26 protein-coding genes are annotated in these 25,521 nt (G+C 38.6%); 13 read left to right on the top strand and 13 right to left on the bottom strand.

Annotation, left to right across the window (positions count from 1 at the left end; genetic code table 11):
* The first annotated feature begins 211 nt into the window (after positions 1-211).
* Together SFB89_RS02505 and SFB89_RS02500 are read left to right on the top strand one after the other, a co-directional pair.
* Positions 212-1,159 carry a TAXI family TRAP transporter solute-binding subunit gene (locus SFB89_RS02505; RefSeq protein WP_331775375.1) on the top strand — a complete coding sequence of 316 codons (948 nt, stop codon included), beginning with the start codon at positions 212-214 and terminating at the stop codon, positions 1,157-1,159.
* A gap of 112 nt (positions 1,160-1,271) precedes the next feature.
* Complete coding sequence (locus SFB89_RS02500) at positions 1,272-3,443, top strand: TRAP transporter permease (RefSeq protein ID WP_331775374.1); 2,172 nt, start codon at positions 1,272-1,274, stop codon at positions 3,441-3,443.
* 35 nt (positions 3,444-3,478) lie between these two features.
* Here the strand turns inward: SFB89_RS02500 and SFB89_RS02495 are convergent, their stop codons facing one another.
* From SFB89_RS02495 to SFB89_RS02455, 9 genes are all read right to left on the bottom strand, one after another.
* Positions 3,479-4,393 (bottom strand): radical SAM protein, encoded by a 915-nt coding sequence (locus SFB89_RS02495; protein WP_331775373.1) that lies wholly within the window; start codon positions 4,391-4,393, stop codon positions 3,479-3,481.
* A gap of 6 nt (positions 4,394-4,399) precedes the next feature.
* Positions 4,400-5,428 (bottom strand): uroporphyrinogen decarboxylase, encoded by a 1,029-nt coding sequence (hemE, locus tag SFB89_RS02490; protein ID WP_331775372.1) that lies wholly within the window; start codon positions 5,426-5,428, stop codon positions 4,400-4,402.
* On the bottom strand, positions 5,429-5,932 hold the full coding sequence (locus SFB89_RS02485) for a YqhA family protein (protein WP_331775371.1): 504 nt from the start codon (positions 5,930-5,932) through the stop codon (positions 5,429-5,431). It abuts the gene before it with no gap.
* Positions 5,933-6,958 (bottom strand): aspartate-semialdehyde dehydrogenase, encoded by a 1,026-nt coding sequence (locus SFB89_RS02480; RefSeq protein WP_331775370.1) that lies wholly within the window; start codon positions 6,956-6,958, stop codon positions 5,933-5,935. It lies immediately after the preceding gene.
* Entirely contained in the window at positions 6,945-8,249 is a 1,305-nt protein-coding gene (locus SFB89_RS02475) for a sigma-54-dependent transcriptional regulator (RefSeq protein ID WP_331775369.1), read from the bottom strand. Before SFB89_RS02475 ends, SFB89_RS02480 begins: the two co-directional genes overlap by 14 nt.
* A gap of 23 nt (positions 8,250-8,272) precedes the next feature.
* Positions 8,273-8,668, bottom strand: a complete 396-nt coding sequence (locus SFB89_RS02470) for a hypothetical protein (protein ID WP_331775368.1) — start codon at positions 8,666-8,668, stop codon at positions 8,273-8,275.
* Positions 8,644-9,156: an LPP20 family lipoprotein gene (locus tag SFB89_RS02465; protein ID WP_331775367.1), complete on the bottom strand. Its 513-nt coding sequence runs from the start codon at positions 9,154-9,156 to the stop codon at positions 8,644-8,646. Before SFB89_RS02465 ends, SFB89_RS02470 begins: the two co-directional genes overlap by 25 nt.
* 50 nt (positions 9,157-9,206) lie before the next feature.
* Positions 9,207-11,699 carry a DNA topoisomerase (ATP-hydrolyzing) subunit A gene (gyrA, locus tag SFB89_RS02460; protein WP_331775366.1) on the bottom strand — a complete coding sequence of 831 codons (2,493 nt, stop codon included), beginning with the start codon at positions 11,697-11,699 and terminating at the stop codon, positions 9,207-9,209.
* A 140-nt stretch (positions 11,700-11,839) separates the two neighbouring features.
* Positions 11,840-13,021: an OprD family outer membrane porin gene (locus tag SFB89_RS02455; protein WP_331775365.1), complete on the bottom strand. Its 1,182-nt coding sequence runs from the start codon at positions 13,019-13,021 to the stop codon at positions 11,840-11,842.
* Between the two features lie 444 nt (positions 13,022-13,465).
* Between SFB89_RS02455 and SFB89_RS02450 the strand changes: the two genes are divergently transcribed.
* The gene (locus SFB89_RS02450) at positions 13,466-13,942 is read left to right on the top strand and encodes an ester cyclase (RefSeq protein WP_331775364.1); all 477 of its coding nucleotides are present in this window, start codon (positions 13,466-13,468) and stop codon (positions 13,940-13,942) included.
* A gap of 29 nt (positions 13,943-13,971) precedes the next feature.
* On the top strand, positions 13,972-14,991 hold the full coding sequence (locus SFB89_RS02445) for a hypothetical protein (RefSeq protein WP_331775363.1): 1,020 nt from the start codon (positions 13,972-13,974) through the stop codon (positions 14,989-14,991).
* Between the two features lie 3 nt (positions 14,992-14,994).
* On the opposite strand, the gene SFB89_RS02440 is transcribed toward SFB89_RS02445, so the two are convergent.
* The 3 genes from SFB89_RS02440 to SFB89_RS02430 form a co-directional block, all read right to left on the bottom strand.
* Positions 14,995-15,486: a ferritin-like domain-containing protein gene (locus tag SFB89_RS02440; RefSeq protein ID WP_331775362.1), complete on the bottom strand. Its 492-nt coding sequence runs from the start codon at positions 15,484-15,486 to the stop codon at positions 14,995-14,997.
* A gap of 65 nt (positions 15,487-15,551) precedes the next feature.
* The gene (locus tag SFB89_RS02435) at positions 15,552-15,944 is read right to left on the bottom strand and encodes a DUF423 domain-containing protein (RefSeq protein ID WP_331775361.1); all 393 of its coding nucleotides are present in this window, start codon (positions 15,942-15,944) and stop codon (positions 15,552-15,554) included.
* Positions 15,945-15,955: 11 nt separating this feature from the next.
* The gene (locus SFB89_RS02430; protein WP_331775360.1) at positions 15,956-16,429 is read right to left on the bottom strand and encodes a hypothetical protein; all 474 of its coding nucleotides are present in this window, start codon (positions 16,427-16,429) and stop codon (positions 15,956-15,958) included.
* A 103-nt stretch (positions 16,430-16,532) separates the two neighbouring features.
* Here SFB89_RS02430 and SFB89_RS02425 point away from each other — a divergent pair, with 103 nt between their 5' ends.
* The 8 genes from SFB89_RS02425 to SFB89_RS02390 all read left to right on the top strand — a co-directional run bounded on the left by SFB89_RS02425 (position 16,533) and on the right by SFB89_RS02390 (position 22,914).
* Positions 16,533-17,144, top strand: coding sequence for a class I SAM-dependent methyltransferase (locus SFB89_RS02425; RefSeq protein ID WP_331775359.1), 612 nt, complete (start codon positions 16,533-16,535; stop codon positions 17,142-17,144).
* A gap of 68 nt (positions 17,145-17,212) precedes the next feature.
* The gene (locus tag SFB89_RS02420; protein WP_331775358.1) at positions 17,213-18,022 is read left to right on the top strand and encodes a DUF4405 domain-containing protein; all 810 of its coding nucleotides are present in this window, start codon (positions 17,213-17,215) and stop codon (positions 18,020-18,022) included.
* Positions 18,023-18,057: 35 nt separating this feature from the next.
* Positions 18,058-19,803, top strand: coding sequence for a proton-conducting transporter transmembrane domain-containing protein (locus SFB89_RS02415; protein WP_331775357.1), 1,746 nt, complete (start codon positions 18,058-18,060; stop codon positions 19,801-19,803).
* Positions 19,800-20,621, top strand: a complete 822-nt coding sequence (locus tag SFB89_RS02410) for an NADH-quinone oxidoreductase subunit H (protein WP_331775356.1) — start codon at positions 19,800-19,802, stop codon at positions 20,619-20,621. Before SFB89_RS02415 ends, SFB89_RS02410 begins: the two co-directional genes overlap by 4 nt.
* Positions 20,618-21,073 carry an NADH-quinone oxidoreductase subunit B family protein gene (locus SFB89_RS02405; protein WP_331775355.1) on the top strand — a complete coding sequence of 152 codons (456 nt, stop codon included), beginning with the start codon at positions 20,618-20,620 and terminating at the stop codon, positions 21,071-21,073. Before SFB89_RS02410 ends, SFB89_RS02405 begins: the two co-directional genes overlap by 4 nt.
* Positions 21,070-21,414 (top strand): NADH-quinone oxidoreductase subunit C, encoded by a 345-nt coding sequence (locus SFB89_RS02400; RefSeq protein ID WP_331775354.1) that lies wholly within the window; start codon positions 21,070-21,072, stop codon positions 21,412-21,414. The genes SFB89_RS02405 and SFB89_RS02400 overlap by 4 nt, the downstream gene beginning before the upstream one ends.
* The gene (locus tag SFB89_RS02395; RefSeq protein WP_331775353.1) at positions 21,407-22,495 is read left to right on the top strand and encodes a hydrogenase large subunit; all 1,089 of its coding nucleotides are present in this window, start codon (positions 21,407-21,409) and stop codon (positions 22,493-22,495) included. Before SFB89_RS02400 ends, SFB89_RS02395 begins: the two co-directional genes overlap by 8 nt.
* An 8-nt stretch (positions 22,496-22,503) precedes the next feature.
* Positions 22,504-22,914, top strand: a complete 411-nt coding sequence (locus SFB89_RS02390) for a 4Fe-4S binding protein (RefSeq protein WP_331775352.1) — start codon at positions 22,504-22,506, stop codon at positions 22,912-22,914.
* On the opposite strand, the gene yddG is transcribed toward SFB89_RS02390, so the two are convergent.
* Positions 22,909-23,832: an aromatic amino acid exporter YddG gene (gene yddG, locus SFB89_RS02385; RefSeq protein ID WP_331775351.1), complete on the bottom strand. Its 924-nt coding sequence runs from the start codon at positions 23,830-23,832 to the stop codon at positions 22,909-22,911. The two genes, SFB89_RS02390 and yddG, sit on opposite strands and share 6 nt — an antisense overlap.
* Before the next feature lie 47 nt (positions 23,833-23,879).
* On the opposite strand from yddG, the gene SFB89_RS02380 reads away from it, so the two are divergent.
* Positions 23,880-25,514 (top strand): Na/Pi cotransporter family protein, encoded by a 1,635-nt coding sequence (locus SFB89_RS02380; RefSeq protein WP_331775350.1) that lies wholly within the window; start codon positions 23,880-23,882, stop codon positions 25,512-25,514.
* Positions 25,515-25,521: the final 7 nt, after the last annotated feature.

The raw sequence follows: 25,521 nt of genomic DNA, 5'->3' as shown, positions 1-25,521 counted from the left end.
TAATGAGGTCGAAATTATAGTAAAAAAAGTCTTTAATGTCAAGACTTTAATAAAATTATTGTAAAGCACTTATTTACTCAATATTTACATATAATTAAATTAATATTAATATTTTCCGAACTCATAATTTTTTTTAAGAAAAATCAAGCCAACAACTGCTAATATTAGCGCAATTAACCTATTATGGGGTTAAAAAACAAAAGGAGATTGTATGAACAAAAAACTTGCTACTATTGCACTTGCGGGTGCACTAAGTCTTCCTGCATTTGCAGCACACTTCATCACTATAGGAACAGGTGGTGTTACGGGTACTTATTATCCAACAGGTGGAGCTATCTGTAGAATGGTTAATAAGCAAAAAGCAAAAACAGGTATCCGATGTTCTGTTGAATCAACAGGTGGGTCAGTATATAATGTTAATACTATAGCATCAGGTGAACTTGATTTTGGTATCTCTCAAAGTGATACTGCATATCAAGCTTATCATGGCGAAGGCAAATTTAAAGGTAGAGCTATCAAAGACTTGAGAAGTACTATAGCTATCTATCCTGAACTACTTGCTTTTGTTGTTGCTAAAAGATCTGGTATCAAAACATTACAAGATATTAAGGGCAAAAGAATCAATATCGACGTTCCAGGTTCTGGTACTAGAATGACTACAGAAATCGTTCTTAAAGCATTTGGCATCAAAAAATCTGAGCTTGGTAAAGTAGACGAACTTTCTTCTAGCGAAGGTCCTACCATGCTAAAAGACGACCATATCGATGGTTATTTTGCAGTTTTTGGTCATCCTACCGCAAATATCAAAGATGCAGCAAACTCTGTTGACATTGATATAATCCCAATTCAAGGTAAACCAGTTGATGCATTAGTAAAAAAATATCCATATTATGCTAAAGGCTTAATCTCTGGTACATTCTACAAAGGTGTCACTCATGATGTACCAAGTATTGGTGTTAAAGCAGTTCTTTGTACGAGTTCAAAAATCAGCGAAAAAGTCGTCTATACTGTTGTTAAAACAATTTTAGATAACTTTGAAGCTTTCAAAAAACTACACCCAGCATATAAAACAATTACTAAAAAAAGCTTACTTGATGGTTTGAGTATTCCACAACATCCAGGTGCTATCAAAGCATTTAAAGAAGCAGGTCTACTGTAATTTATATTTTCACTTGGTTTAGACCTTCGGGTCTGAACCATCTAGAAGATCTCTAAAATACAAAGATCATATATTTTAGAGATCTTCTCAAGACTATTAAAGAGGGGCAAACTTGAAAAAGCAAACTGATAATGAAACCGAATATCTTAAAGATATTCAAAAAGGTAACAAAGAAGAATTAGAAACACTATCAGAGCTCGACAGCAGTACTATTGCATCAGAAGATCACATGACAGCAGAAGAGAAGTTGATCAGTGAACTCGAAGGGCAAAGAGTTTTCAAAAAAGGAACATCACCTTATTGGCTGGTCACAGTCGTCGCGTTTTGTTGGTCATTATTCCAACTTTATGTCGTTATCTCACCTATCAACAGTGTATATTTGAGATCATTTCACTTGGCATTTGCTGTGGCATTGGCATTTACAATGTACCCAATCGTCAAAAGAGCCAATCTTAGGAATACCATCACGTGGTATGATCTTTTATTTGCTATTGTTGGTGTGAGCGTTGTACTTTATAAATGGTATGAATATACTGCACTAGCGATGCGTTCAGGTGCATGGACGACCAGTGATGTTGTTGCCGGTGTCATTGTGGTATTGATTGTTTTAGAAGCAGCAAGACGGGTTATGGGCTTACCATTGCCTTTGATTGCTTGTATATTTTTACTTTATGATTATTTTGGTCCTTATATGCCAGATTTGATTGCACACAAGGGTGCTAGTGTTAGTAAATTGATGGGACAAATGGTACTTACCACAGAGGGAATCTATGGTGTACCACTGGGCGTTAGTGCGTCGTATGTCTTTTTATTCGTCTTATTTGGCTCGCTACTTGATCGCGCGGGTGCAGGTGAATATTTTATCAAACTTGCCTATACATTGCTGGGACGTTATGATGGTGGTCCGGCTAAAGCATCAGTTGCCGCATCAGGCTTAATGGGTATGATTTCAGGATCTTCTATCGCCAATACTGTTACCGTTGGAACCTTTACGATTCCACTCATGAAACGATTGGGATTTCCACCTGCAAAAGCTGCGGCAGTTGAGGTTTCCGCTTCGGTCAATGGTCAGTTGATGCCACCGATCATGGGGGCGGCTGCATTTATTATCGCTGAATTTTTAGGACTCAATTATACCGAGGTCGTTTTTGCTGCATTTTTACCAGCATTTGTCTGTTACTTTTCACTCTTTTATATCGTACACTTAGAAGCAAAAAAACAAGGAATCAAAGGTGAAGATCCATCAAAACTCGGACGTGCTTGGCCGATTTTCATCAAAGGGATTCATTATATCATTCCAATTTTCTTCTTGATGTACACATTGATTATCCTCAGACACTCAGCACAAAGTGCTGCTTTTAATGCCATCTTATTTATGATGCTTATCATGATAGTCCAAAAACCAATCAAAGCGATTATTGATAAAGAAAAGCTGACTATGGGAATTCTTATCGAAGGGTTCTCCGATATCGGTCATGGTATGATTAATGGTGCCAAAGGAATGGTGCCAATCGCTGTAGCTACAGGTGTGGCTGGTGTGATTGTTGGCTCTGTTACGCTCACGGGTATTGGACTCATTTTAGCCGATGTTATCGACCAACTCTCTCATGGTTATATTATTTTGGTATTGCTCTTTACTGCTATTACCTCATTGATACTCGGTATGGGACTTCCAACAACCGCAAACTATATCGTCATGGCTTCATTGACCGCCCCTGTTATCATGCAGCTGGCGGCTTCTAATGGCTATGTTATCCCAATGTTAGCGGCGCATATGTTTGTGTTCTATTTTGGTATTTTAGCCGATGATACGCCTCCTGTGGGTTTGGCGGCATACGCCGCAGCCGGTATCGCTAAGGCCGATCCAATCAAAGCGGGTCTTCAAGGATTTTTCTATGATATTAGGACAGGATTATTGCCTTTTATGTTCTTTTTCAACAACAAACTTTTGATGATTAGCTCGGTGGATCCAACCGATCCAAATGACCCTTCAAAATGGGTTTGGATTTCCAATCCACTGGAAATCGGGGCAATATTCTTAGCAGCACTTGCGGGAATGTTTGCCTTTACGTCAGCAACACAAGGATGGTTTCTCACCAAAGTGAGTACTATTGAGAGGTTGATGCTTATCTCTGTTATTCCATTTACAATGCAACCACAGCTGATGATAAAGCATCTAGATTTTCCAAATGAATATGTGAGTTATCTTGCCGGTATTGCTATTTATGCAGCCGTTTACATGATACAAAAAGCAAAACTCAAAAAAACTCCAGCGCTTGCTTAGAGCATGCGCTTCATACTAAGATGTGAGCCAGTGGCTCACATCTTATATCGATAAAATGTCGTTTTTGCAATCGTTTCGATTTTGACGACTTCATCTTTCACAAGATTTTTTAATATATTCTGACTTTTTTGACTAAATGTAGAGAGAACATCATCGGCACTCTGCGGTCTTTTGGAGAGTAAATTCAAAATTTCATCTTGCGTAAAATCTCTCATCTCTCCTGTATAATCTTTGCGATACGCAATGCTCACATTTAGATTTTCGATTTTATGTGCCAATTCTCGTAAACGCGCACTATCAACACCCTCCACCTTATAAGCAGGAGGTCTGTCTATCGAACCAACATCCACGCGATCGGGGTTGATTTCATTGAGGACGCGCGAAATATTTTCAAACTCTTCTTCTTTGTCATTAATCCCTTTAACCACCAGCACTTCAATAATCAACAATCCCTTGTATTCTCGTCGAAATTCTCGCATGGCCTCGATTATCGCTTCAATTTTAATATCATGATAAGGGCGATCTATCCTTTTGAAACATTTTGGGGTGACACAATCTAAAGAGAGTTTTACAATATCTAGCTTTGCTAACATCTTACGTACGCGCGGTTCTACAATCGTAGCTCCATTAGTGAGGATAAGCAGTTTGTGATTTGCTTTGAGTGCATTGATTTTGTCAATCAAAATATCAAGATGCGGATATAGTGTCGGTTCGCCATTGGCCGTGAGCGTGATGACATCCACATCAGGAAATTTGACAAGGGCCTCTTTGAGCGCGCTAATGATGTCATCTACCGCGACAACTTCACGCATCGCATCAACAGGTTTGGCCCCTTGTAATTCACAATAGACACAGTCAAAATTGCACTGTTTGAGTGCGGGAGAGAGGTCGATCCCTAAAGATTGTCCGAATCTTCTTGAAGTGACCGGACCAAATATAATCTTTTCCATGATGGTTTAGAACTTTGTCTTTTCTTGAACGCTTTTGATGAAATATTGCGCGTTTTCCACAGGGACATCTGGCAAGATACCATGGCCTAAGTTGAAGATATGACGTTCATTTTTCATCACTGCAGTGATCTTCTCGATGCCCTCATCAATCGCTTTTTTATCATACAATCGTGTCGGCTCCATATTGCCTTGGAGCACATATTTATCTCCAAGTTTTTCTTTGGCCAGTTCCATTGGTGTCGACCAATCCACGCCAAAAACATCAAAATCACCATCAATTTTATCCAAATAGCCACTGATTCCCTTAGGAAAAACAATCAGTGGAGTTTGGGGATATTTTGATTTTAAAAAGTGCGTAATCTCTTTGATATAATTCCAACTAAACTCAAAATAAGCACTCTCTTCCAAAGCCGCCGCCCAAGAATCAAATATCATGATAACATCAGCGCCACTTTTGATTTGATTTTCTAGATAGAGTTTTAGGGCTTCTGTTGTTTTTTTCAAAAGCGCATGCATCAATTCTGGATTCGAATAGATGATTTTTTTCACTTTCGCATACGTCTTGGTGCCATGCCCTTCAATCATATACGTCGCAAGCGTCCAAGGTGCCCCACAAAAGCCAATCAATGCGACATCAGCAGCTAACTTACCACGGATTGCTTTAATGGTATCATACACATATTGCAAATTTTCAGCTGCTTTATTAATATCGAGTTTTTCGACATCTGCCATGCTTTGTATCGGATCAGAAAAAACCGGTCCCTCTCCTTTGACAAATTTCAGATCCATCCCCATCTCAAGAGGAACGACCAAAATATCACTGAACATAATCGCCGCATCAACACCTAAAATATCGACCGGTTGCAAGGAGACTTCGCATGCTTTTTCATAATCTTTGCATAAAGAGAGAAAATCACCCGCTTGTGATCTCACTTCCATATACTCAGGCAAATACCGACCCGCTTGTCGCATCATCCATACCGGAGTATAAGGCGTCTTTTTTCCCAAACATGCATCTACAAATATCTTACTCATTTAATGTTTTCCAACCTTTCCCAAAAAATACAATCCTATCGAAATACCCATAATGGACCCAGCAAAATATAACATCTCTTGCGGTCCATTATAGGTCGTGTGTAAAATTCTTTGAAAGAAATTTACTACTAAAACCATCACAATAACTTTGGCTATCTTGTCTTTTAATTGATCTAGACTCGTAATACTCAAGATACGACCTTTTTCTCGTGCCGCATCAATATTTGAGATAAAAAGCTCATAAATACCGAAACCAAAAATCAAAAGTACCACTCCAATGAGATACAAATCAACCGCTCCGATGATCTCACTCACGACGACGACATGAAACTCTTTGACCTCGGTTCCTAATATAAAATATTGATAGGCCAACACGCTCACATGAAAAATATCGACACTGGCTACAATAAATAAGATAATAGAGCCAATCACTCCAAATATCACAGCAAATATCGTAATAAAACGTGTCGACCAGAGTCCTGATTCAAATATTTTTTCTATCATTTAACCTTCTAATTCAATCCATTTTTTAGCAATTCTCACAGCATTAGTCGCTGCACCCACTCGGATTTGATCAGCACTGCACCATAGATGCAAAACATTGTCACGATAAAGGTCTTTGCGGATTCGTCCCACATACGTCTCATCGGTATCGGTTGAGATGACAGGCATCGGATATTCATTTTTACTTGGGTCATCCACAATCACGATACTCGGAGCAGCTCTTAGTACTTCGCGTGCTTTTGCTGCATCAACGGAATTATTAAAATGAATACTAATCGCTTCACAATGACTTCTGAGGACAGGGACACGCACACATGTCGCACTCACTTCAATGTTCTTATTCAGAATTTTTTGGGTCTCATTGACCATTTTCATCTCTTCTTTTGTATAATCATTATCCATAAAAACATCAATATGTGGTATGACATTGAGTGCAATTTGATGCTGAAATTTCTCGTGTTTGCTCTCACTGAGTCGAAATGCAAAAAAGTCTTGCATTTGCTTAACTAACTCTTCCATACCCTCTTTGCCTGCGCCACTGACGGCTTGATAGGTACTCACATCCACCCGTTTGATATCAAAAACATCATCGAGTGGTTTTAAAACTTGTACCATTTGGATTGTGGAACAATTTGGATTGGCGATAATCCCTTTATTTTTCCATGCACCAATATCATCAGGATTGCATTCAGGTACCACCAAAGGTACGTCTTCATCCATTCGAAAATGACTGGTATTGTCGATGACCACCGCACCGGCTTCTGCTGCAAATGGTACAAAATGTGCAGATACACTTCCCCCCGCGCTAAAGAATGCAATATCGATTTCTTTTTCTGCAAAAACACTCTGTGTGAGTTCTAATACTTTATAGTTTTTGTTTTTGAATTCTACTTCCATACCAACACTTTTAGCACTCGCTAATGGAAATAATTCTCCAACCGGAAAATCTAAATCTTTCAAAACTCTGCATAACTCTTCGCCGACTGCCCCTGTGGCGCCTGCGATTGCGACATTATATTTTCTCATTATTCACCCCAATATTGTATTTATTTATTTTATCCATTAAGCTTTTTTTACTCATGACCAATATCTTACTCGCTTCTGTAATATCATGATCGACACTTTGAAGCACCTCTTTTATCAAATCTATTTCCATATTTTTTATATTTTTCTTTTCACTTCTACTCTCCAAAAACAGGTCATTTGCACTGATACTCACATCATCACTCAATATCGCCGCCCGCTCTACTACAGAAATCAACTCTCTAATATTGCCATGCCAGGCATAAGAGAGTAGAGACTCTTCTGCCTCTTTTGAAAAATGTTTTTCTCCGAGCTCATATTTCTCTTTTACTTCCAACAATACTTTTTGCGCAATGGTCAAAATCTCTTCTTTTCGCTCTCTCAAAGGAGCGATTTTTATCGGAATCGTATTGAGCCTAAAATAGAGATCCTCACGAAACTTTCCATTTCGTATGTTCTCAGTGATATTGGCATTTGTAGCGGAGATCACACGAACATCAATAGGAATAGGTTTCACGCCTCCCACACGATAAATCACACGTTCTTGCAACACCCGTAAAATTTTGCTTTGCAAGGCGATGGACATCTCAGCAATCTCATCTAAAAAAAGAGTCCCTTTATGCGCCAATTCAAAATACCCTTGTTTCGCACTCGTGGCATCTGTAAAGGCACCTTTTTCATAACCAAATAATTCACTTTCCAAAAGATTATCAGGAATGGCCGCCATATTAATCGCAACAAAAGCATTTCCCGCACGTTTTGAATTATCATGAACGTAGTTGGCAAACAGCTCTTTTCCCACACCGCTTTCGCCTAATAACAAAATCGTTGCATCAGTTTTAGCTGCTTTTTTTGCCAAAGCGAGTGAGGTTTCTAGTGCTTTTGATGTTCCTAAAAAATATCTATTCTCTACTGTTTTTGTTTTTGTTTTTTTTGATACTTTGCTTCTAAGTTTCACATTGCGGTTAATAGCATTGACAAGCGTATCGATTTCAAATGGTTTGGTTAAAAAATCTTTGACTCCCAATCGTATCGAATCTATCGCTCGATTGAGGGTTGCATTGCCAGTAATCACAATAATATCAAATCGGTTTTCCAATCGTTTCACAAATTCAATACCATCCATGCCCGGCATATTGATATCCGTAATCACTAAATCAGTATCAGGTTCTATCTTTTTGAGTGCATCATTGGCATTTTTATAGCATGTAATAACAAAATCTTGATATTCACTAAGGGCAAATTCTAATGATTTTCTCATGTTTATATCGTCTTCGACTATAACGATTTTCATACTCATTCCACGCTTTTTTTATTTTATTCTTTCTTAAGAATGGATATATTAGCAAAATCATCTTTAAAATCTACTATGAACCGAATCGGAGCAATCACAACCTCGACAATATCGTAGCTTTTGTTTTTTGAAATGACACTTCGAGATGTGACAATAGTATCAGATTGGTAAAAGCATGGGAGAATGTTGTCAAAATTTTTGTTGAGTTTTTGGAGATTTGTTTCACCGATATGTGTATGAATGGGTACGTGACATTTTCTAGAGATCTTTCCGTTGTAAGGCACCACTAAAGGAGAGATATTTTTTTCTTCTTCCACTAGAATTTGATTGGAGGTGACACTTTTATATGAAAACCAAAAAGTATCACCCCCGAAGCATTGAGCTATCAATACAACTAGTAAGAAAAGATTTCTTTCCACCTTTTCCCGCTCATTTTCAATACCATTCTCACGGTATACAAGCCATCTTTATAAGATGTTTCAGTAATGGTCGCATTTTTAATCAGACCATTCACACGTGTTTCAATCCGAGAATCTCTCAAAGACGCATCTTTGATTGTCTCTTTGGAGTTTACTTGAACACCATAAAGTTTCTCACCCAATTGGCGGTACGCATCTGCAACTGCGGCTCTTTTTGCTAAAGCAACTGCTTGTGCTGGAGATACCGTGTTCATAGGAGCAATACCCTCACCATAAACTGAAAATTCCTTGTCAGGAATATTGTTATAAAATGCCAGTTTTTCATCCTTGATGATCTTCTCAATATCTTTTTTACTTGCCTTTTGCACGATAACCTTCTGGACAACTTCAGGTTTTTTGGCTTCTGGTTGCATACCAATACCGTTACAGCCAGAGAAAAAAATCAAGGCACCAAGACTACAAGAAATCAAAAAAACAAATTTATTCATGAACACACCTTTTCTATAATTTTATGATACTAAGCAACTCCCATTCCAATTTAACTTTCGTTATTTGAAAACTCACTTTCCATTAAGACATCTAACTCTTCAGGCTCTTCTTTTGGACATCGTGCAATGCTCGCTACAATATCATCACCCGATACGCTGACGACTTTCACACCACTGGTATTTCGACCGGCTTTTCGAATCGTTTGCATATCCACGCGAATCATCTTGCCACTGCTTCCAAGCGCCATCAAATCTTTGTTTTCATCGACAATAACAACACCGACTAAATCTTGAGTTTTAGCAGTAAGTTTCATGGCAATCACACCTTTACCCCCACGTTTTTGGAGGCGATACTCTTCTGCTGTGGTACGTTTGCCGATACCTTTTTCACTGACCGTCAAAAGCTCTTCTTGTTCATTGTAAATTGTGACCGCACCTACGACTTCATCTTCGCTTTCTTTAAAGCGAATTCCTGTCACACCACGTGCTGTTCTTCCTAACTCTCTTGTATCATTAATATCAAATCGGATACACATGCCTTTTTTAGTCACGATAAAGAGGTTTTTGGCATCTTTGGTTGCGATTTTTGCTGTGACGAGTTCATCATTTTCATCTAAGGTAATCGCTCTGACACCCACGGATCTGATATTTTTGAACTCAGCCAAATTAGTACGTTTTACAACACCATTTTTTGTAAAAAATGCTAAAGATTTCTCTTCGCTAAAGTCCGTAGTCGGAATGATTTCCATAATTTTTTCATCCGGTTGCAACTGGATGAGATTGACCACAGCTTTACCTTTGGCCGTTCGGCTTCCTTCTGGAATTTTGTAAACTTTCAACCAGTAGAGTTGACCCCGATCAGTCACAAACATCAAGGTATCATGAGTATTGGAGACGAAGAAACTCTCGATAAAGTCATCATCATACGTCGTAATCGCTGTTTTACCTTTGCCACCACGGTTTTGTTTTTCGTAAGATTTAAGTGGAACTCGTTTGATATAACCACGGTGTGTAATCGTCACGACCATAGGTTCATTTGAAATCAAATCTTCGATATCGATATCATCATAATCATCTTCGATTTCTGTGATTCTTGGAGATTTGAATTTATCTTTAATCTCTTGCAATTCTTGCTTGATTAAATCATTCAATAACGTCTCACTTTTCAATATCGCGCTCAATCGCTCGATTTCAGCCATCAAATCTGCTAATTCGTTTTCGATTTTTTCACGCTCTAAACCTGTCAAACGTTGTAATTTCATATCCAAGATAGCATTGGCTTGAATCTCACTGAGTCCAAATTGGGAAACCAACCCTTCTCGGGCTTCTTTTGCATCGGCACTGGCTTTGATGAGCTTAATCACCGCATCAATATCATCAAGTGCAATTTTAAGACCTTCTAAGATATGCGCACGGGCTTTGGCTTTTTCTAATTCAAAGATGGTACGTCTAATAATGACGGTTTTTCGGTGCTTCAAGAAAAGTTGTAAGAGCTCTATGAGTGTAAAAACTTTAGGTTCTTTGTTTTCTATCGCAAGTAAAATAACGCCAAATGTCACTTCGAGATTAGTAGATTTATAGAGATTGTTGAGTACGATTTCATTCATCGCATCTTTTTTGAGTTCAATCACCACGCGAATACCATCACGATCACTTTCATCCCTGATTTCACTAATGCCTTCGACTTGTTTGTCTTTGACCAATCCGACAATTTGCTCAATCAATCGCGATTTATTGGTTTGATATGGCAATTCATCAATAATGATGATGTCCTTATTTCCCTTTTTCTCAATATGTACTTTTGCTCGGATTTTGATACGACCGCGACCGGTTCTATATGCATCTAAAATACCTTTTTTACCAAAGATGATTCCTCGTGTTGGAAAATCAGGGCCTTTGATAAATTGCATGATTTCTTCGAGTTCTGCTTCTGGCTTATCAATCAACAACAATAAAGCATCGATTAATTCATCCAAACAATGCGGAGGAATGTTGGTAGCCATACCAACGGCAATCCCGCTAGATCCATTTAACAGAAGATTTGGCACACGACTTGGGAGAACATCGGGTTCTACCATACTATCATCATAGTTTGCTACAAAATCAACCGTATCCTTATCCAAGTCTTTCAATAACTCTTCAGACAGTGGTGTCATCCTAGCTTCTGTATAACGCATGGCCGCAGCATTATCACCATCAATCGAGCCAAAGTTTCCTTGTCCATCCACAGATGGTATTCTCATAGAGAAAGGTTGCGCCATCCGTACAAGGGCATCATAAACCGCCGTATCTCCATGAGGGTGATACTTACCAATTACATCACCGACAATACGTGCAGATTTTTTGTAGGGGCTACGAGAAGAGATAGAAAGATCGTTCATGGCATACAAAATTCTTCTATGTACCGGTTTGAGTCCATCTCTAGCATCAGGAAGCGCGCGACCGATAATAACACTCATAGAATAATCAAGATAGCTGGTCTTTATAGAATCTTCTATATTTACTTCTTGAATATCTTGGTTCTTGTCAAAAATACTTTTCATACACTAACCTCAAAATTAAATTTGTACTATTTTACTTAAAGTTTCATTTATATCAGATAAAAGTGAGTAGAATGTGGGGATATAGGGGATTTGAGACTCAAAAGCCATCACTTTTGAGTCTCATGATGTGAATTTAAAGATTAGAACTTGTAGTTGGCTTTAAACCAAATTTCATGTCCGTCTAAATCTGCACCATAGCCTTGATATGAAAGATCCGCATACAGACCTTTAAGGGCTCCTGTAAATTTGTATTTACTATAAACATCTGTCAACGTAATCTTATCTTTGCCACCGCTATAAAGAGGATTTGTATCCACGCTTGTATAACGTGCTCCTAGCATCAAACCATATTGTTTGAAGTTATAATTAACATCGACAGAGTACGCTTTGTTATCGCGATCATACGTACCTGTTTTTGCTTGGTATCCTCTGGCGTATGCTGCTTGAGTTGCACCACCTAGACCAACACCGCCGTTATTTCCTTTGACATCATTATCATCAGTAACACGACTATAAGCTACGAAACATTTCAATGCATCATATCCAAGACTTAATTTCGCACCATAAAGAGTACCCGCTTTTGCACTACTATCTGGGTCTTTACGCTCATAATTGGCAGCAATACCATAAGCAAACGTATCGGTTTTTCCGGCATAAGCTACTTCACCATAATAAAGATCTGCAAACTTTTTCAACGTTGCATATTGAGCGGTGAGTTTTACGCCCGGGATTGATTTGTTAATGGCCAAAAGAGTATAAGCATTTTCATCATCGCCTACATTATCAAAAGTCCCGACGTTTCCTGAAAAATCCGTTCTGCGTTGATATTTTGTCACCACTCCTGCTGCTAAGAGAGTATCAGGAAGATCGCTATTGACTACCAATGCCCCTTCAAAAGATTGTTTTATGAAACGTGAACCACTACCACCGACCAATGGTGTTTGGATAAATTGACGTCCGACTTTGATATTGGTTTTACCCATTGCATACTTCAAATAGGCTTCAGAGAAAACTGCACCTGAGCCGTATTCATCGCCTTTAAAAAGAGTTTTCGCCGCATCATCAGCAAAAGGAGAAGCACTTGATTGTGCCGTCACACCCATGCTAAAGCCATGAAAACTTCCCGTTACATAATTGAGTGTCATACCGATATTGACAATAGAAGCGCTTGTTGTGCCATTGTCTCTATCAAAATACCAACTCTTCAGTGTTCCTTTGACTTTTCCCTCTTTGAATGCCCCCGCTAGTGTGTCTGCCGCAAAGGAACTCGTCATGAGTCCTCCTACCAAGATTGCCGCTAGACTTAATTTCCCTAACTTCATGTTCCCTCCTTAAATTTAAAACTTTGACATTATATTGATTCATACAAAAACTCTACTGATATTTTCTGAATACAGCTTCAGAAAAAAAGAGTCTTTTATCGTCAATCAACAATGCCAATATAGTGTAGAACAGGGGAAAACCAGGGGTAAAGTGCGAGATAAATAGAGTATTATTCCATCTTTTTTATCCCGCTAAAAGGTTTACATTTTTTGATGTAAACTTTTGATATTTGTCACGACTGCATGGATTTGAGTATCACTCAGATGTTTCGCTTGGGTATTCATAATCATAGTATCATGAGCGTGTTCCACTGCCGCGCTATAACCTTTGAGGGAGCTTTGTGATTTGTATGATTATTTTATATAAACAAAATTTATAAAACATCAATAATATATTACATTTCATTAATAAAATCGCGGTTCCTTTTATAAGAGATAGAGCCCTTGATTTTTCTCAAAAATGATAAATTGGTGTATAATGTCACAAGAATAAAAATTTATTTTAAAAGAGTAGACGAAGAGATGAATACCAATAAGTTAATTGTAGAATCTTATTATGAGAATTTATGGAATGCCAAGGACAAATCCTATATCGACACATTGATGCACGATGATATTGTTTTTCGAGGGACGCTTGATGTCACGTGTCGGGGGAAAAAAGAGTTTGAAGCCTATTTTGACATGATTTTAGTAGCACTACCGGATCTCTATCATGGGGTGGAGTTGATGTTATCAGAAAAAAATAAAATCGCCGCACGGGCTATCTATCATGGTACTCATCTGGGTAAATTATTTGATTTTGAACCGACACAAAGAAGGATTACATATAATGGTGCTTCTTTTTTTACGATTAAAGATGACAAGATATCTGATATTTGGGTATTAGGAGATTTAAATACTCTCTACAAACAGATGTTATAGATTTGTAATTTCATATCATAGGAGATAGGATGCAAAAGATTATATTACTTTTCTTATGTTCCCTATCTTTTGCACAAGATAATAATACTACCGTTCAAAACCATAACTATATCGACCAAGCCCATAGTATTTTGTCAAATCAAACCGAGAGTATGGCCATAGCCATTGATGATTTCATCGCCAATAAAATCGATACATTTTTATATCAACCCAAAAATCAAGCCGTGCATGACCCGGGAAAAGCTGATGCCCTTTTTCAGAGTGAGAAGTTTCTCAATGAAACACGAAAATCTTTCATTAAACTCAGTACTCATGGGCAATACAATTCAAAAGATGCCAATGACTTTGGTGAAACAATCAGCGCGAGTTTGGCACTCAATCGCTCTAATCAAAAATTTAAACTCTTTATCAACAACCTCAACAGTGACCAAATTGACACACTAACAGAAAAAGCAGATAATACAGAAGGCAAAACAGAGATAGGATTGAGTTTCTTTGAGGGTATTAATAAAAGTGTCGCCTCAAAATACTCTCTTGGAACACGAGGGTTTTACCCTTTTACTCGTGCACGTTTTTCTTATAAAAAGATGATTGATGATTGGAAAATCGAACCGGTTCAAAGTTTTGAATACTCCACCAAAGATGAGTTTAAAGAGCATACGATTGTTTATTTTGATAAAAATATGGCACACCGCAAGATGCTCTTTCGCATCGAAGTACAGCGGGGGAGTAGTACCAAAGGAGAGGGTATGGATTATGATGCCCTCTTGCATCTGTTTTGGACCCCCAATGATAAAGAAGGCTTACAAATCACGCAAGGGTTTTACGGCAATACAAAATATGTCGCGACAGTCAATGACGCGACAGGAGAGACACAGATTTTCTCCGGAATCAACAATTATCTCACACAAATTACCTATAGAAGAAATATATGGCGAAAATGGTTTTTTTATGAGTTGAGTCCCGGAGTCAATTTTAGCAAGGCTCATGATTTCAAACCAAATTATAGAATTTTTGCCAAATTTGATATCATATTTGGCAAAATCTAAAAACTATCTGGCTTCACCCATATTGTAAAATTCAGCACTCTCTAGCCAGTTCATTGGACTATCGACAAAATCAACAAGGTTTTCTAAAAGCTCCAAGTGTTTTTTCTCTTCTGCTGCAATGCGTAAAAAGATTTCTTTATGTTTGGCATCTGTGACTTCATCTGCTTTTTTCACATATAAATCATAAGCTTTTTTCTCTGATTCTAGCGCTTTTTGATACAATACAACCTGATCATGACCAAAGTCCAAATCGCGACCGGATGCTTTCATCTCAGCAAAAATGGCTTTGGCATCTTTCATGACATTCATTTTAGGAACACTAGCATCACCCTCTTCTTGGGCCAATCGTTTAAAGAGTTCATAATGCTTGACTTCTTCATTGGCTAAATTTAAAAAGATATTTTTAATTCCAATATCGGTTGATTTATTGGCCAACTCTCTATAAAAACTCTCTCCTTCTTTTTCCATTTCCATCGCATATTCATATGCATTCATACTGACTCCTTATAATTTATGATAAATACTACCACAAAACATAGCCATGCGTCTATGTTCAGTGACTATTTTTTAGCAAAAGATTTTTCTTTTACACCCCATGCCAACAAAATCCACGCGACAATAAAACCCGTGCCTCCAATAGGCGTAATAGCGCCCAACCACATGATATGGGTGATGCTGAGGGCATAAAGACTACACGAAAATAAAACCATACCGAAAATCATCAAATACCCTGCCCATGCTACTTTTTTACACGGATTAAAATGTGCCACAAAAGCAACAGCAAAGAGGCCAAGAGCATGATAAAATTGATACGTCACTCCAGTATGATAAACCACGGCCATCTCTTTGGTGAGACTCTGCTTGAGACCATGTGCGCCAAATGCGCCAATTGCTACAGCTAGCGCCATAAAAAGCGCACCATAAAATACAAATTTCCTTGAGAGTTCATTCATACCATACCGCCTTATTGATGTTTGATTTTTTTATATTCTAATTCTCCCTTGAGATTCATCCGATACGCTGCTCCAAATCCTAATACCAAGCTTTTCTCATGGGGTATGAGCTTGATAACTTTGAAATCTTTCATATTTCGCATAAAAGAGAGCGCGGTACCATAGCGTGCATCAAAAAGTTTGAAAATACTCTCCTGATCGGGTTCAAGCTCACAAGAAACACCAAAATAGAGACGTTTTCTTGCATAAATATGCTCTGCATCTTTTTCATCTTCTATAATCATAACATGAGCACGTTTTGTTTCAATCATATTCTTATAATGGGGCAAATTAGAACTCACACAGATATAATAAGCGCCCTCCTTCTTAACAAAGGGGGAATAATTCGTTAAAGGAATATTATCCAAACTGCTACTTGAAATAACCAAACTGTCTTTGTCTTCATCAAAGGTTTCAAAGGCTTTTATGATTTCATCATCTTGCATTTTTTATGACCGTCCTTGAATGTTTGGCCCATTATACATTATTTATTTCAATATTAATTAACATTGGGTAAAATAATAAAAATTCATAAGAAAAGAGAAACAAATGCGCGAAATGTGGAATAGAAAATTTAACTCCGAAACCTTTTTATACGGCTTAGAAGCCAATAATTTTATCAAGACAAATTACCCAATCATCCCAAAAAACTCAAAAATTCTTTGCCTTGGCGAAGGAGAAGGAAGAAACGCACTGTTTTTAGCACAGCAAGGGTTTGATGTCACCGCGCTAGATGCCTCTGATGTGGGATTGAACAAAGTTGAACGATTAGCGAAAGAACACCATGTTGACATTCATCTAAAACACCTGTTAATATCGCAATGGGAAGATCATGATACTTATGATGCCATCGCATCAACCTACATGCATCTTCATGCCAACGAACAAAAAGAGATGTTCCAAAAAATCATCACAGCCCTGCGTGTCGGAGGGTATTTTATCGCTGAATTTTTCAGTACATCACAACTTAATTTTACAAGTGGTGGACCTAAAAATGTTGATTTACTCTATCGTTTGGATTCGCTTTATCAGATTTTTTCAGCACTTCCTTGTGAGATTTATAAACTCTCTCAAGAGAGAATTTTTCTTCAAGAAGGTCCCGCACACAATGGAGAAGCCAGTGTGATTCGAATCATTATTAAGAAGATTGCCGCATCTTAAAAGAGAAGAGACGCTTTTTCATCAAGATAATGTTATAATTATAATAACCTTTTTAAAAGGAGGGTATCATGAGCAGTTTTAGAAAGTTCGTATCTTTATCCATTACCTTCTCGTTTATTATTATGACCTATACTGGGATTTTTCTTTTTATTTCTCCAAAAGGTCGTGTTGCGCATTGGACCAATTGGGAGCTTTTTGGTCTGAGCAAGGATCAATATACCGATTTACACGTCACCTTTATGGTGCTTTTTATCGTAGGGATTGCACTGCATCTTTATCTCAACTGGCGTCCTTTGATGCACTATCTGCAAAATAAAGAACGAAATTTTTCTATTCTTACTAAAGAGTTTGCCATGGCCTTTGGCTTTGCTCTCCTTTTTATCTTCGGCACGCTCTATCAAATACCTCCCTTTAAAACCTTCACTGATTTTGAAGCGAGTGTCAAAAATAGCTGGGAAACAAAACACAATGAAGCGCCGATTCCTCATGCAGAATTACTTAGCTTAAAAGAGTTGTGCGATAAAACCAATATCGACCTCAATAATGCAATAGCCCGTTTGCAAGCCAATGGAATCACTAATATTTCAGCCAACCAGCCTCTTGCCACCTTGGCCGAGAAACATCACCTCGCTCCAGTAAAACTCTATCAAATCATCACCGCATCAACACAAACGAATACCACCAAAAGTCAAAAAAGTGGCGGTTGGGGGAGAATGAGCTTGGGTGAAGTCTGCCAATCCAAAAATTTGGATTTAGAACGTGCTGTTAAAATTTTACAAGACAAAGGTATTCAAGCTGATAAAAATAGCAAAATCAAACCCATCGCAAATGAGTTAGGCATCACACCTATAGAATTAATCAAAATACTCACACCCTAAAAAGGTTTTTTAGACGAAGGAGGCAATAGAAGATTATGATTTTATTATTATATGTTTTTCTTCCCTTCATCCTCTTCATACTTGCCCTTTTAGATTATAAAAAAGTACTCTACTTTTGTTCATTTTTGTCTATGATACTCCTCAGTACGCTCGCTTTGGTTTTTTTGACACAAGAGCGGGTGATTCATCTCAATATCACCGCAGGGTTTGAGCCTCTTATCTATCTATTAGATATCATTTTATTGCTCTATTTTGCTTATGTCGGATGGCACAATCACCACAAAAAAATCATCACCTTTGCGGTAATACAGTTGGTTTTTTATCTCTATGCTCACGCACACCTCTTAGCGACGCATACCTCTGTCTTAGTGTTGGATAAATTAGCCGCATTGATGCTCATCATCATCAATCTTGTCGGTGCGACAATTGTCATCTATGCCTATCGCTACATCCAATACGAGACCACTTCGCCTAAGAAAAAAAATTTCTTTTTGAGTTATCTCTGGATTTTTATTGCGATTATGAATATGCTCGTCCTTGCTGATGATTTGCTCTTGTTTTTCTTCTTTTTTGAGCTCACGACGCTCTCATCGTATCTCTTGATTCGCTTTCGCGAAGATGCCATCTCCATACAGAATGCTCTGGATGCCCTTATGATCAACCAAATCGGCGGTGTCTTCTTGTTGATGGGAATTAGCATGTTGTTATATTATCAACTTCCGATTGATTTTAGTGCCATTTTAAAAAACCCCAATCCTTTGCAAATTGCGATGGTATTTTTGGCATTTGCCGCTTTTGTCAAAGGAGCGATGATGCCTTTTGAGCGCTGGTTGGTAGGAGCTATGGTGGCGCCAACTCCGGTGAGTGCCATCTTGCATGCTGCTACTATGGTAAAAATCGCCCCGTTTTTGATTCTCAAACTCGCCCCATCCTTTAGCCAATCTGTTGCCATTTTGATATCACTCTATGGTGCTTTTGTGTTTTTTTCTTCGATGCTAAAAGCTTTGGATAAGGATAATTTCAAAGAGATATTAGCCTACTCGACCATTGCGATGTTGGCGTTGATGATGAGTATCGCGGCGATTGGAACCCCATATGCTGAGACCATCGTGCTCTATCTTATCTTCTTTCATGCTCTCTCCAAAGCGATTTTGTTTATGTGCGCGGGTATTTTAGAAAAAGAGTATCAAATTCGCAGTATCAATGATTTTGAAAATCTTATCTCAAAAGCGCCGTTACTAGCAGTGATGATTCTCATCGCTTTTGCCTCTTTGAGTCTACCGCCTTTTGGGCTGTTTTTTGCAAAAATCTTCTCAATCGCCTATCTGAGTGAACTCATCCACCTCAATATCTTGTATGCTTTTGTCCTTATCTTTATCGTTATGGGTTCTTCTTTGATGGTGCTTTTATATTTTAAAGTCACCAGCTTAATCTTAGTATCAAAAAGAGCTCAGCAGCATCAGTCTAAGATGCATCTAGGCTTCTTATCGGGCTCTTTATTTCTCTTTGTCGTTATGGCTTTTGGTATTATCATGATGACCCTGCCCAATCCACAAACGCTGTTATATATCATCTTGGCAACCCTCACCTTGATAGGATTTTTTATGTTATTGAAACGATCACCAAAAATAAAAATGGACCCAGCACATGAGTATTATTGCGGGGAGAAAGACCCCCAAGAGCTTGGTAATTTTTATTTTGATTTTACTCGTGTCTCCCGTCTCATTCTCATCATGTGTCTCTTGTTTTTGAGTGCTTTGATTGTAGCAGGTGTATCATGATAGCATTCATACTAGCACTCTTATCTCCGCTTTGGGGTGGTCTTATCTATGGTTTTGAACGCGTCTTGAGGGCGAAAATGCAACGGCGCATCGGGCCACCACTCTTGCAACCTTTTTATGATATGCTCAAGCTCATCAATAAAAGAGCGCTTTTTATCAACAACATCCATCGAGTATTAGGATTGTTTTACTTTTTAACCCTGTGGTTGACGATTTTTTTGATATTTTTTGGCGCCAATTTACTCTACATCATCTCCTTTCACTTGATGGCTTCACTCTTTTATATATTAGCAGGTTTTAGTGTCAAGTCGATATTTTCAAATCTAGGCGCCAATAGAAAACTACTGAGTATTGTGGCGTATGAGCCGATTTTGTTTTTAAATGCCATCGCCTTTTATCTCTATTATGGCAGTTTTGAAATATCTCAGATTTTAGAGAGCACCCACTCTGTATTTCCGCTTTTGTTGAGTTATCTAGCTTTGTTACTCATCACGCCTGCCATCACAGGCCAATCTCCCTTTGATGCACCCAAAGCCCATCAAGAACTCGTCGGTGGCATTGATGTTGAGTTTGGAGGTATCTTATATGAGATGATTTATATGGCAAAATTTTTAGAGACGATTTTCATCTACAGTTTTATCTATATTCTCTGTGGAGGTCATCATCTTATGGGGATTTTTTTGGTGCTTTTCTCCTTTTTATTGGTCAATCTCATCGATAATGCCACCGCACGCATCAAAATCAGTGACATGGTGCGTCTTATTTATAGTTATGGGTTTGGCTTGAGTATTTTAAGCATTATGGGGAGTTTATTATGAATCTTGATACCTACAAGAAAAAATCTCCGTGGATTTTACACTATAATTGTGGCAGTTGTAATGGATGTGATATTGAAATCCTCGCAGCGCTTGCTCCAAAGTATGATTTGGAGCGCTTTGGGATTTTAAACAACGGCAACCCCAAACAAGCCGATATTTTCTTAGTCACCGGAGCCCTCACCTATCGCTCACGTGCGAGATTGATTGAGCTTTACAAACAAATCCCTGAGCCTAAAGTAGTCGTCGCGCTAGGGAGTTGTACGTGTACCGGAGGGGTCTTTCGCGATATGTATAATGTCGAAAATGGTATCGATTCATTTATCCCTGTTGATGTTTATATCCCAGGATGTGCCGCCAGTCCGGAACTCATTATCGATGGGATTATCAAAGCCATAGATATATTAGAGGCCAAAACCAATGAAAAAGAAAAAGTCAAAAAGGACTTTACATGATAAAAGAGATTGCACTAGAAGAGTTAAAACAAGAGATTCAAGATTTTTATGATCCAAAGATTTGGCATTTTGTCTGTCTGAATGCTGATGATATCAAAGGGCGTTGCAAACTCCAATGGATCTTCTCTAAATACCTCAGCGATAGTGAGTATCAAATCTTTACCACCACCATCTCTTATGATACGATAGTGCCCTCAATCATGGATATAATCCCCAGTGCCATCATGAGCGAGCGTGAGGTGGTAGATCTTTTCGGTATTGATATTCAAGGCATTGATAAGGGATTGTATCTTGATGAGAGCTCCCAAAAATACCCGCTAAGAGGAGATGACAATGCCTAAAAAAAGCATTAATATTCCCATCGGTTCCCAACACATCTCTCTTTTAGAACCGGTGCGCTTTAAATTTACCACCGAAAATGAAAAGATTGTCGGTATTGATTGGGATGTGGGTTTTGTACATCGTGGCATCGAAAAGGCTTGTACCCAAAAATTTGAATACAAACAAGTCGGTTATGTTGTCGCTCGTGTTTGTGGGCTGTGTGCCATCACCCATTCGCTCGCTTACACCTATGCCATCGAGCAACTTTTGGGTCTTGAATTGAACAAAAAGATTCAATATTTGCGCGTCTTGATGTTGGAGCTTGATCGCATCCACTCTCACATGCTCTGTCTCTCTCACACGGTTGAAAATGCGGGATTTGAAGCGATGTTTATGAAGATTATGAATGATCGTGAAGCCATTATGCAACTTCAAGAGGCCATCAGCGGCAACCGCATACAATTTGATTATATCAGTGTGGGTGGAGTCAATCGTGATATCGATAAAGCCATTGAGAAACAAATCCTCAAAGAAGTTCAGATTTTAGATCACAAGATTGACGATTTGATTGAGGCATTTGAAACCAATTGGTCGCTCTCTTTAAAATTCAAAGGCATCGGCGTACTTTCCAAAGAGGATGCGTATATTTACAATGCCATGGGCCCACTCGCTCGAGCCACCGGCGCGCGTATTGATACGAGGTTAGAAAGCAATGTGATGCCCCATAAGGAAGTAGGATATGAAACCATCTTGTTTGAGGGTGGTGATATTTATGCAAGAAATATGGTGCGTTTGTATGAGATTAAAAACTCGATTCAGATGGTACAAAACATTATCCAAGGATTGCCAGAGGGGGAAATTCAACTCAAAGTAAAAGGCAAACCCAAAGGAGAGGCCCTCATCCGACTTGAGGCACCTAGAGGCGAGATTTTTTATTATGTCAGAGCCGATGGTGGCAATATGTTGCGTCGGGTGCGCATCAAAACGCCGACTTATTCGCAAGTACCGACATTTATCAAGATTTTTAAAGGAGCCAATTATGCCGATGCCCCTGCGATTTTGGCCTCTTTTGATCCGTGTATGTCCTGCACGGCAAAATAGGAGATATCATGATAAAATCGATGATTGAATCCTTCTCAAATATCTTTAAAAAACCACTAACGCATGCCTATCCTAGCGTGCCAATCCCAAAGAGTGCGCATTACCGAGGTCTGATACAATACACTGAGGCAGAATGTATTTTTTGTGATCGCTGTGAGAAGGTCTGCCCTACCAGTGCGATTGTCTTCACACAAGATTTAGATGGGACGAAACATTATCACTACAATCATCACTTGTGTATCTATTGTGGTGAATGCACCCGAAATTGCCCCAAAATAGATCTTGCCCTTACCCAAAGCAGTGAAAAACCGGGAATTGAGCTTGAAAAATCAGAACAAAGTGATGCATGGAAGCGCCTTCAAGAAAAAGCCAAAGAAGATCGTATCAAATACAAGCAGAATAAGAAAAAGCCTTCATGATTGTGTTGATTTTCTCTTTTTAAAATGATTTAGCGATGAGATGAGTGAGCCTAAGATAATCAAAGCACACGCAATCCACAAACTATAACTCACAGAAGAGAGACCAAAGATGAGCAACAATAGTGTTGATAACAATGGTATCGCATAAGCGGATGAGCCTAAGAGTTTGATATCTCCATGTTTCAAGCCATAATCCCAAACAAAAAACGCACCACCCACAGGGCCTAAGCCTAACATGACAGCCGCCAGTATCTCGGTGATGTTTGGAATAACCGTTGTCTCAAAGATGAAATGAAATATCAAGGCCAACACCGCAGTCACACCACAAAATCCACCCACAGCACTTGTTGGAACATGCGCAAAATAGCGAGAGAGTACTGAATAACTCGCCCAAATCATCGCGCAAGAGAGTGCGTATAGATAACCTTGAAAATAGGCTGCTTGAAAATGAAATCCAACGCCACCGCTCACCAAAATCACGACACCGCTTAAGCCTAAAAGTGCGCCGATGACATGAAACCAACGCAGGTGTTCATTGGGCAAAAAAGAGCTAAATAGCACAATCAAAAGAGGCCACAGATAATTAATCAAATTAGCCTCTGCCGCAGGAGCATGTTGCAATGCTAAAAAGTAGAAAAAATGGTATCCAAAAAGTCCCCCCACGCCAATCAACCACACGCGAAGCGGAAATTTGAGATGGATTACAATCCCTTTTTTCTCTTTTTTCCAAAGTATCAAACCAATTAAAAAAGCGATAAAAAAAGCCATGGCAGTGAGCTCAAGCGGTGGAATTCGCTTGGCTAAAACACTAAAACTTGCTAGTGTGGACCACAATAAAATAGCAATAAGTCCAAAAATATTTCCCTTTAAGATATGCTGTTTGATGGAGGATTTCCTTTTTTTGCGACATTTTAACATATTCTATATATTTATGTTCTATAATTAAAAAAAGAAAAGGGGACAAGATGCATTATACCAGCATACTGTTGCAAGCATTTTCAGGTCTTGGACTTTTTCTCTTTGGTATGTATTTTCTCGAAGCTCAAATTAAAGAATCTGCTGGCACGTCATTTAGAAAAATGATGAAAAAGGCAACCAAAACCAATATGTCAAGTCTCTTTATCGGAATATCTGCTACGACCATATTCCAAAGTTCCTCCTTAGTCTCTTTGATGGTACTCTCACTCATCGGGGCAGAGATGATGAGCTTGCAAAGTGCCGTATCGGTGATTATTGGTGCCAATTTAGGTACCACCGCAACAGCTTGGATTATGGCCATTGTCGGTTTTAAAGCCAACATCACACTGATTTTATACATCATGATAGGGCTTGGAGGACTTGGCAAGGTGTTGATATCCAATGAGAACAAATGGAAAAATTATAGTGGTGTGCTCTTTGGTATCGGTCTGATTTTTTTAGGTCTCAATGAGATGAAGGATAGTTTGGGAATTTTTGCCAAGCATTTTGACGTTGCATCGATTACTTTGGAAAATCCCTATTGGTACGCGGTGATTGGGCTTGTTTTAACCGCTTTAATCCAATCGAGCTCTGCATCCATTGCCATCATACAAAGTGCCCTCTTTGCCAATCTCATCACATTTCATGCCGCAGGTGCCTTTGTCATCGGTGCAGATATTGGTACGACCATCACCATCATTTTGGGGTCTCTTGGCGGTATTTCCAATAAAAAAAGAACGGCTGCAGCACATGTGATTTATAATATTACAACCGACCTCATGGCATTGTGCTTACTCTTCCCGCTTATTGCTGTTGTCAATTATCTCCTGCCAACTGCTGAGAGTGTCATCAAAATCGCACTGTTTCACTCTTTGTATAATGTCATTGGTGTGCTCATTTGGTTTCCGTTAATCGCAAAATTTTCAAAATTGCTGCAAAAATTTTTCAAAACAACACCCCATACCGTCACCCAATATATCCACCAAACTCCCGCTCATGATACACAAACGGCGATTGATGCGCTTCAAAAAGAGATTGAATACCTCAGCGATAAAATTGAACGTTTTGCCCTCTATGCCATCAACATACCCAATCATAAGATTTTGGAGTCTCATGATACAATGGATACGGCTATTTTATCATCATATCAAGACAATATTCATCTCTCTTATCATAAAATTTACGAACAAATTCGTCTCTTAGAAGGAGAAATTTATCGTTATATTTCTACCATTAGTATCCAAAATCAAGACAAAGATTCTCAAGAAATCTTAGAGCATCTCTCCCGCAAAATTGCTCTTCTCACAGCAGCATCAAAATCAATCAAAGACATGCTTTTGGATCTTGCGCAACTTTACAATGCCCCGAGTATGGATGAACAAAATTTTTATGAAAATTTGCGCAGCCAAATTCTCAAAAGTACGCACGCATTTCATCAAGCAAGAAGCGGGGACAATAGTGCCATAGAAGAGATTCAAAAGATGTATGAAGCGACCTCAGATTCATACAAAAAAAATATCGATTTGGTAGAAAAAATCGCTAAAAATTTTAATATTAAATCAGAGATGACTGCCATCGTCGTGAATGACCTCTATCTAGCCAAAAACTATTCAAAATCGCTTCTAAAATCCCTCATATCATAGCGTGAAC

Source organism: Sulfurospirillum sp. 1612, from assembly GCF_036556685.1.
GTDB lineage: Bacteria > Campylobacterota > Campylobacteria > Campylobacterales > Sulfurospirillaceae > JAADIZ01.
Note: the sequence above shows the minus strand (reverse complement) of the source record. Positions and strands in the feature narration are given on the sequence as shown.

Excerpts from the sequence above, each read along its gene's own strand:
- SFB89_RS02505 (WP_331775375.1), top strand. The coding sequence starts at position 212 with ATGAACAAAAAACTTGCTACTATTGCACTTGCGGGTGCACTAAGTCTT.
- SFB89_RS02495 (WP_331775373.1), bottom strand. The coding sequence starts at position 4,393 with ATGGAAAAGATTATATTTGGTCCGGTCACTTCAAGAAGATTCGGACAA.
- hemE (WP_331775372.1), bottom strand. The coding sequence starts at position 5,428 with ATGAGTAAGATATTTGTAGATGCATGTTTGGGAAAAAAGACGCCTTAT.
- SFB89_RS02485 (WP_331775371.1), bottom strand. The coding sequence starts at position 5,932 with ATGATAGAAAAAATATTTGAATCAGGACTCTGGTCGACACGTTTTATT.
- SFB89_RS02480 (WP_331775370.1), bottom strand. The coding sequence starts at position 6,958 with ATGAGAAAATATAATGTCGCAATCGCAGGCGCCACAGGGGCAGTCGGC.
- SFB89_RS02475 (WP_331775369.1), bottom strand. The coding sequence starts at position 8,249 with ATGAAAATCGTTATAGTCGAAGACGATATAAACATGAGAAAATCATTA.
- SFB89_RS02465 (WP_331775367.1), bottom strand. The coding sequence starts at position 9,156 with ATGAATAAATTTGTTTTTTTGATTTCTTGTAGTCTTGGTGCCTTGATT.
- gyrA (WP_331775366.1), bottom strand. The coding sequence starts at position 11,699 with ATGAAAAGTATTTTTGACAAGAACCAAGATATTCAAGAAGTAAATATA.
- SFB89_RS02455 (WP_331775365.1), bottom strand. The coding sequence starts at position 13,021 with ATGAAGTTAGGGAAATTAAGTCTAGCGGCAATCTTGGTAGGAGGACTC.
- SFB89_RS02445 (WP_331775363.1), top strand. The coding sequence starts at position 13,972 with ATGCAAAAGATTATATTACTTTTCTTATGTTCCCTATCTTTTGCACAA.
- SFB89_RS02440 (WP_331775362.1), bottom strand. The coding sequence starts at position 15,486 with ATGAATGCATATGAATATGCGATGGAAATGGAAAAAGAAGGAGAGAGT.
- SFB89_RS02435 (WP_331775361.1), bottom strand. The coding sequence starts at position 15,944 with ATGAATGAACTCTCAAGGAAATTTGTATTTTATGGTGCGCTTTTTATG.
- SFB89_RS02430 (WP_331775360.1), bottom strand. The coding sequence starts at position 16,429 with ATGCAAGATGATGAAATCATAAAAGCCTTTGAAACCTTTGATGAAGAC.
- SFB89_RS02425 (WP_331775359.1), top strand. The coding sequence starts at position 16,533 with ATGCGCGAAATGTGGAATAGAAAATTTAACTCCGAAACCTTTTTATAC.
- SFB89_RS02420 (WP_331775358.1), top strand. The coding sequence starts at position 17,213 with ATGAGCAGTTTTAGAAAGTTCGTATCTTTATCCATTACCTTCTCGTTT.
- SFB89_RS02415 (WP_331775357.1), top strand. The coding sequence starts at position 18,058 with ATGATTTTATTATTATATGTTTTTCTTCCCTTCATCCTCTTCATACTT.
- SFB89_RS02410 (WP_331775356.1), top strand. The coding sequence starts at position 19,800 with ATGATAGCATTCATACTAGCACTCTTATCTCCGCTTTGGGGTGGTCTT.
- SFB89_RS02405 (WP_331775355.1), top strand. The coding sequence starts at position 20,618 with ATGAATCTTGATACCTACAAGAAAAAATCTCCGTGGATTTTACACTAT.
- SFB89_RS02400 (WP_331775354.1), top strand. The coding sequence starts at position 21,070 with ATGATAAAAGAGATTGCACTAGAAGAGTTAAAACAAGAGATTCAAGAT.
- SFB89_RS02395 (WP_331775353.1), top strand. The coding sequence starts at position 21,407 with ATGCCTAAAAAAAGCATTAATATTCCCATCGGTTCCCAACACATCTCT.
- SFB89_RS02390 (WP_331775352.1), top strand. The coding sequence starts at position 22,504 with ATGATAAAATCGATGATTGAATCCTTCTCAAATATCTTTAAAAAACCA.
- yddG (WP_331775351.1), bottom strand. The coding sequence starts at position 23,832 with ATGTTAAAATGTCGCAAAAAAAGGAAATCCTCCATCAAACAGCATATC.
- SFB89_RS02380 (WP_331775350.1), top strand. The coding sequence starts at position 23,880 with ATGCATTATACCAGCATACTGTTGCAAGCATTTTCAGGTCTTGGACTT.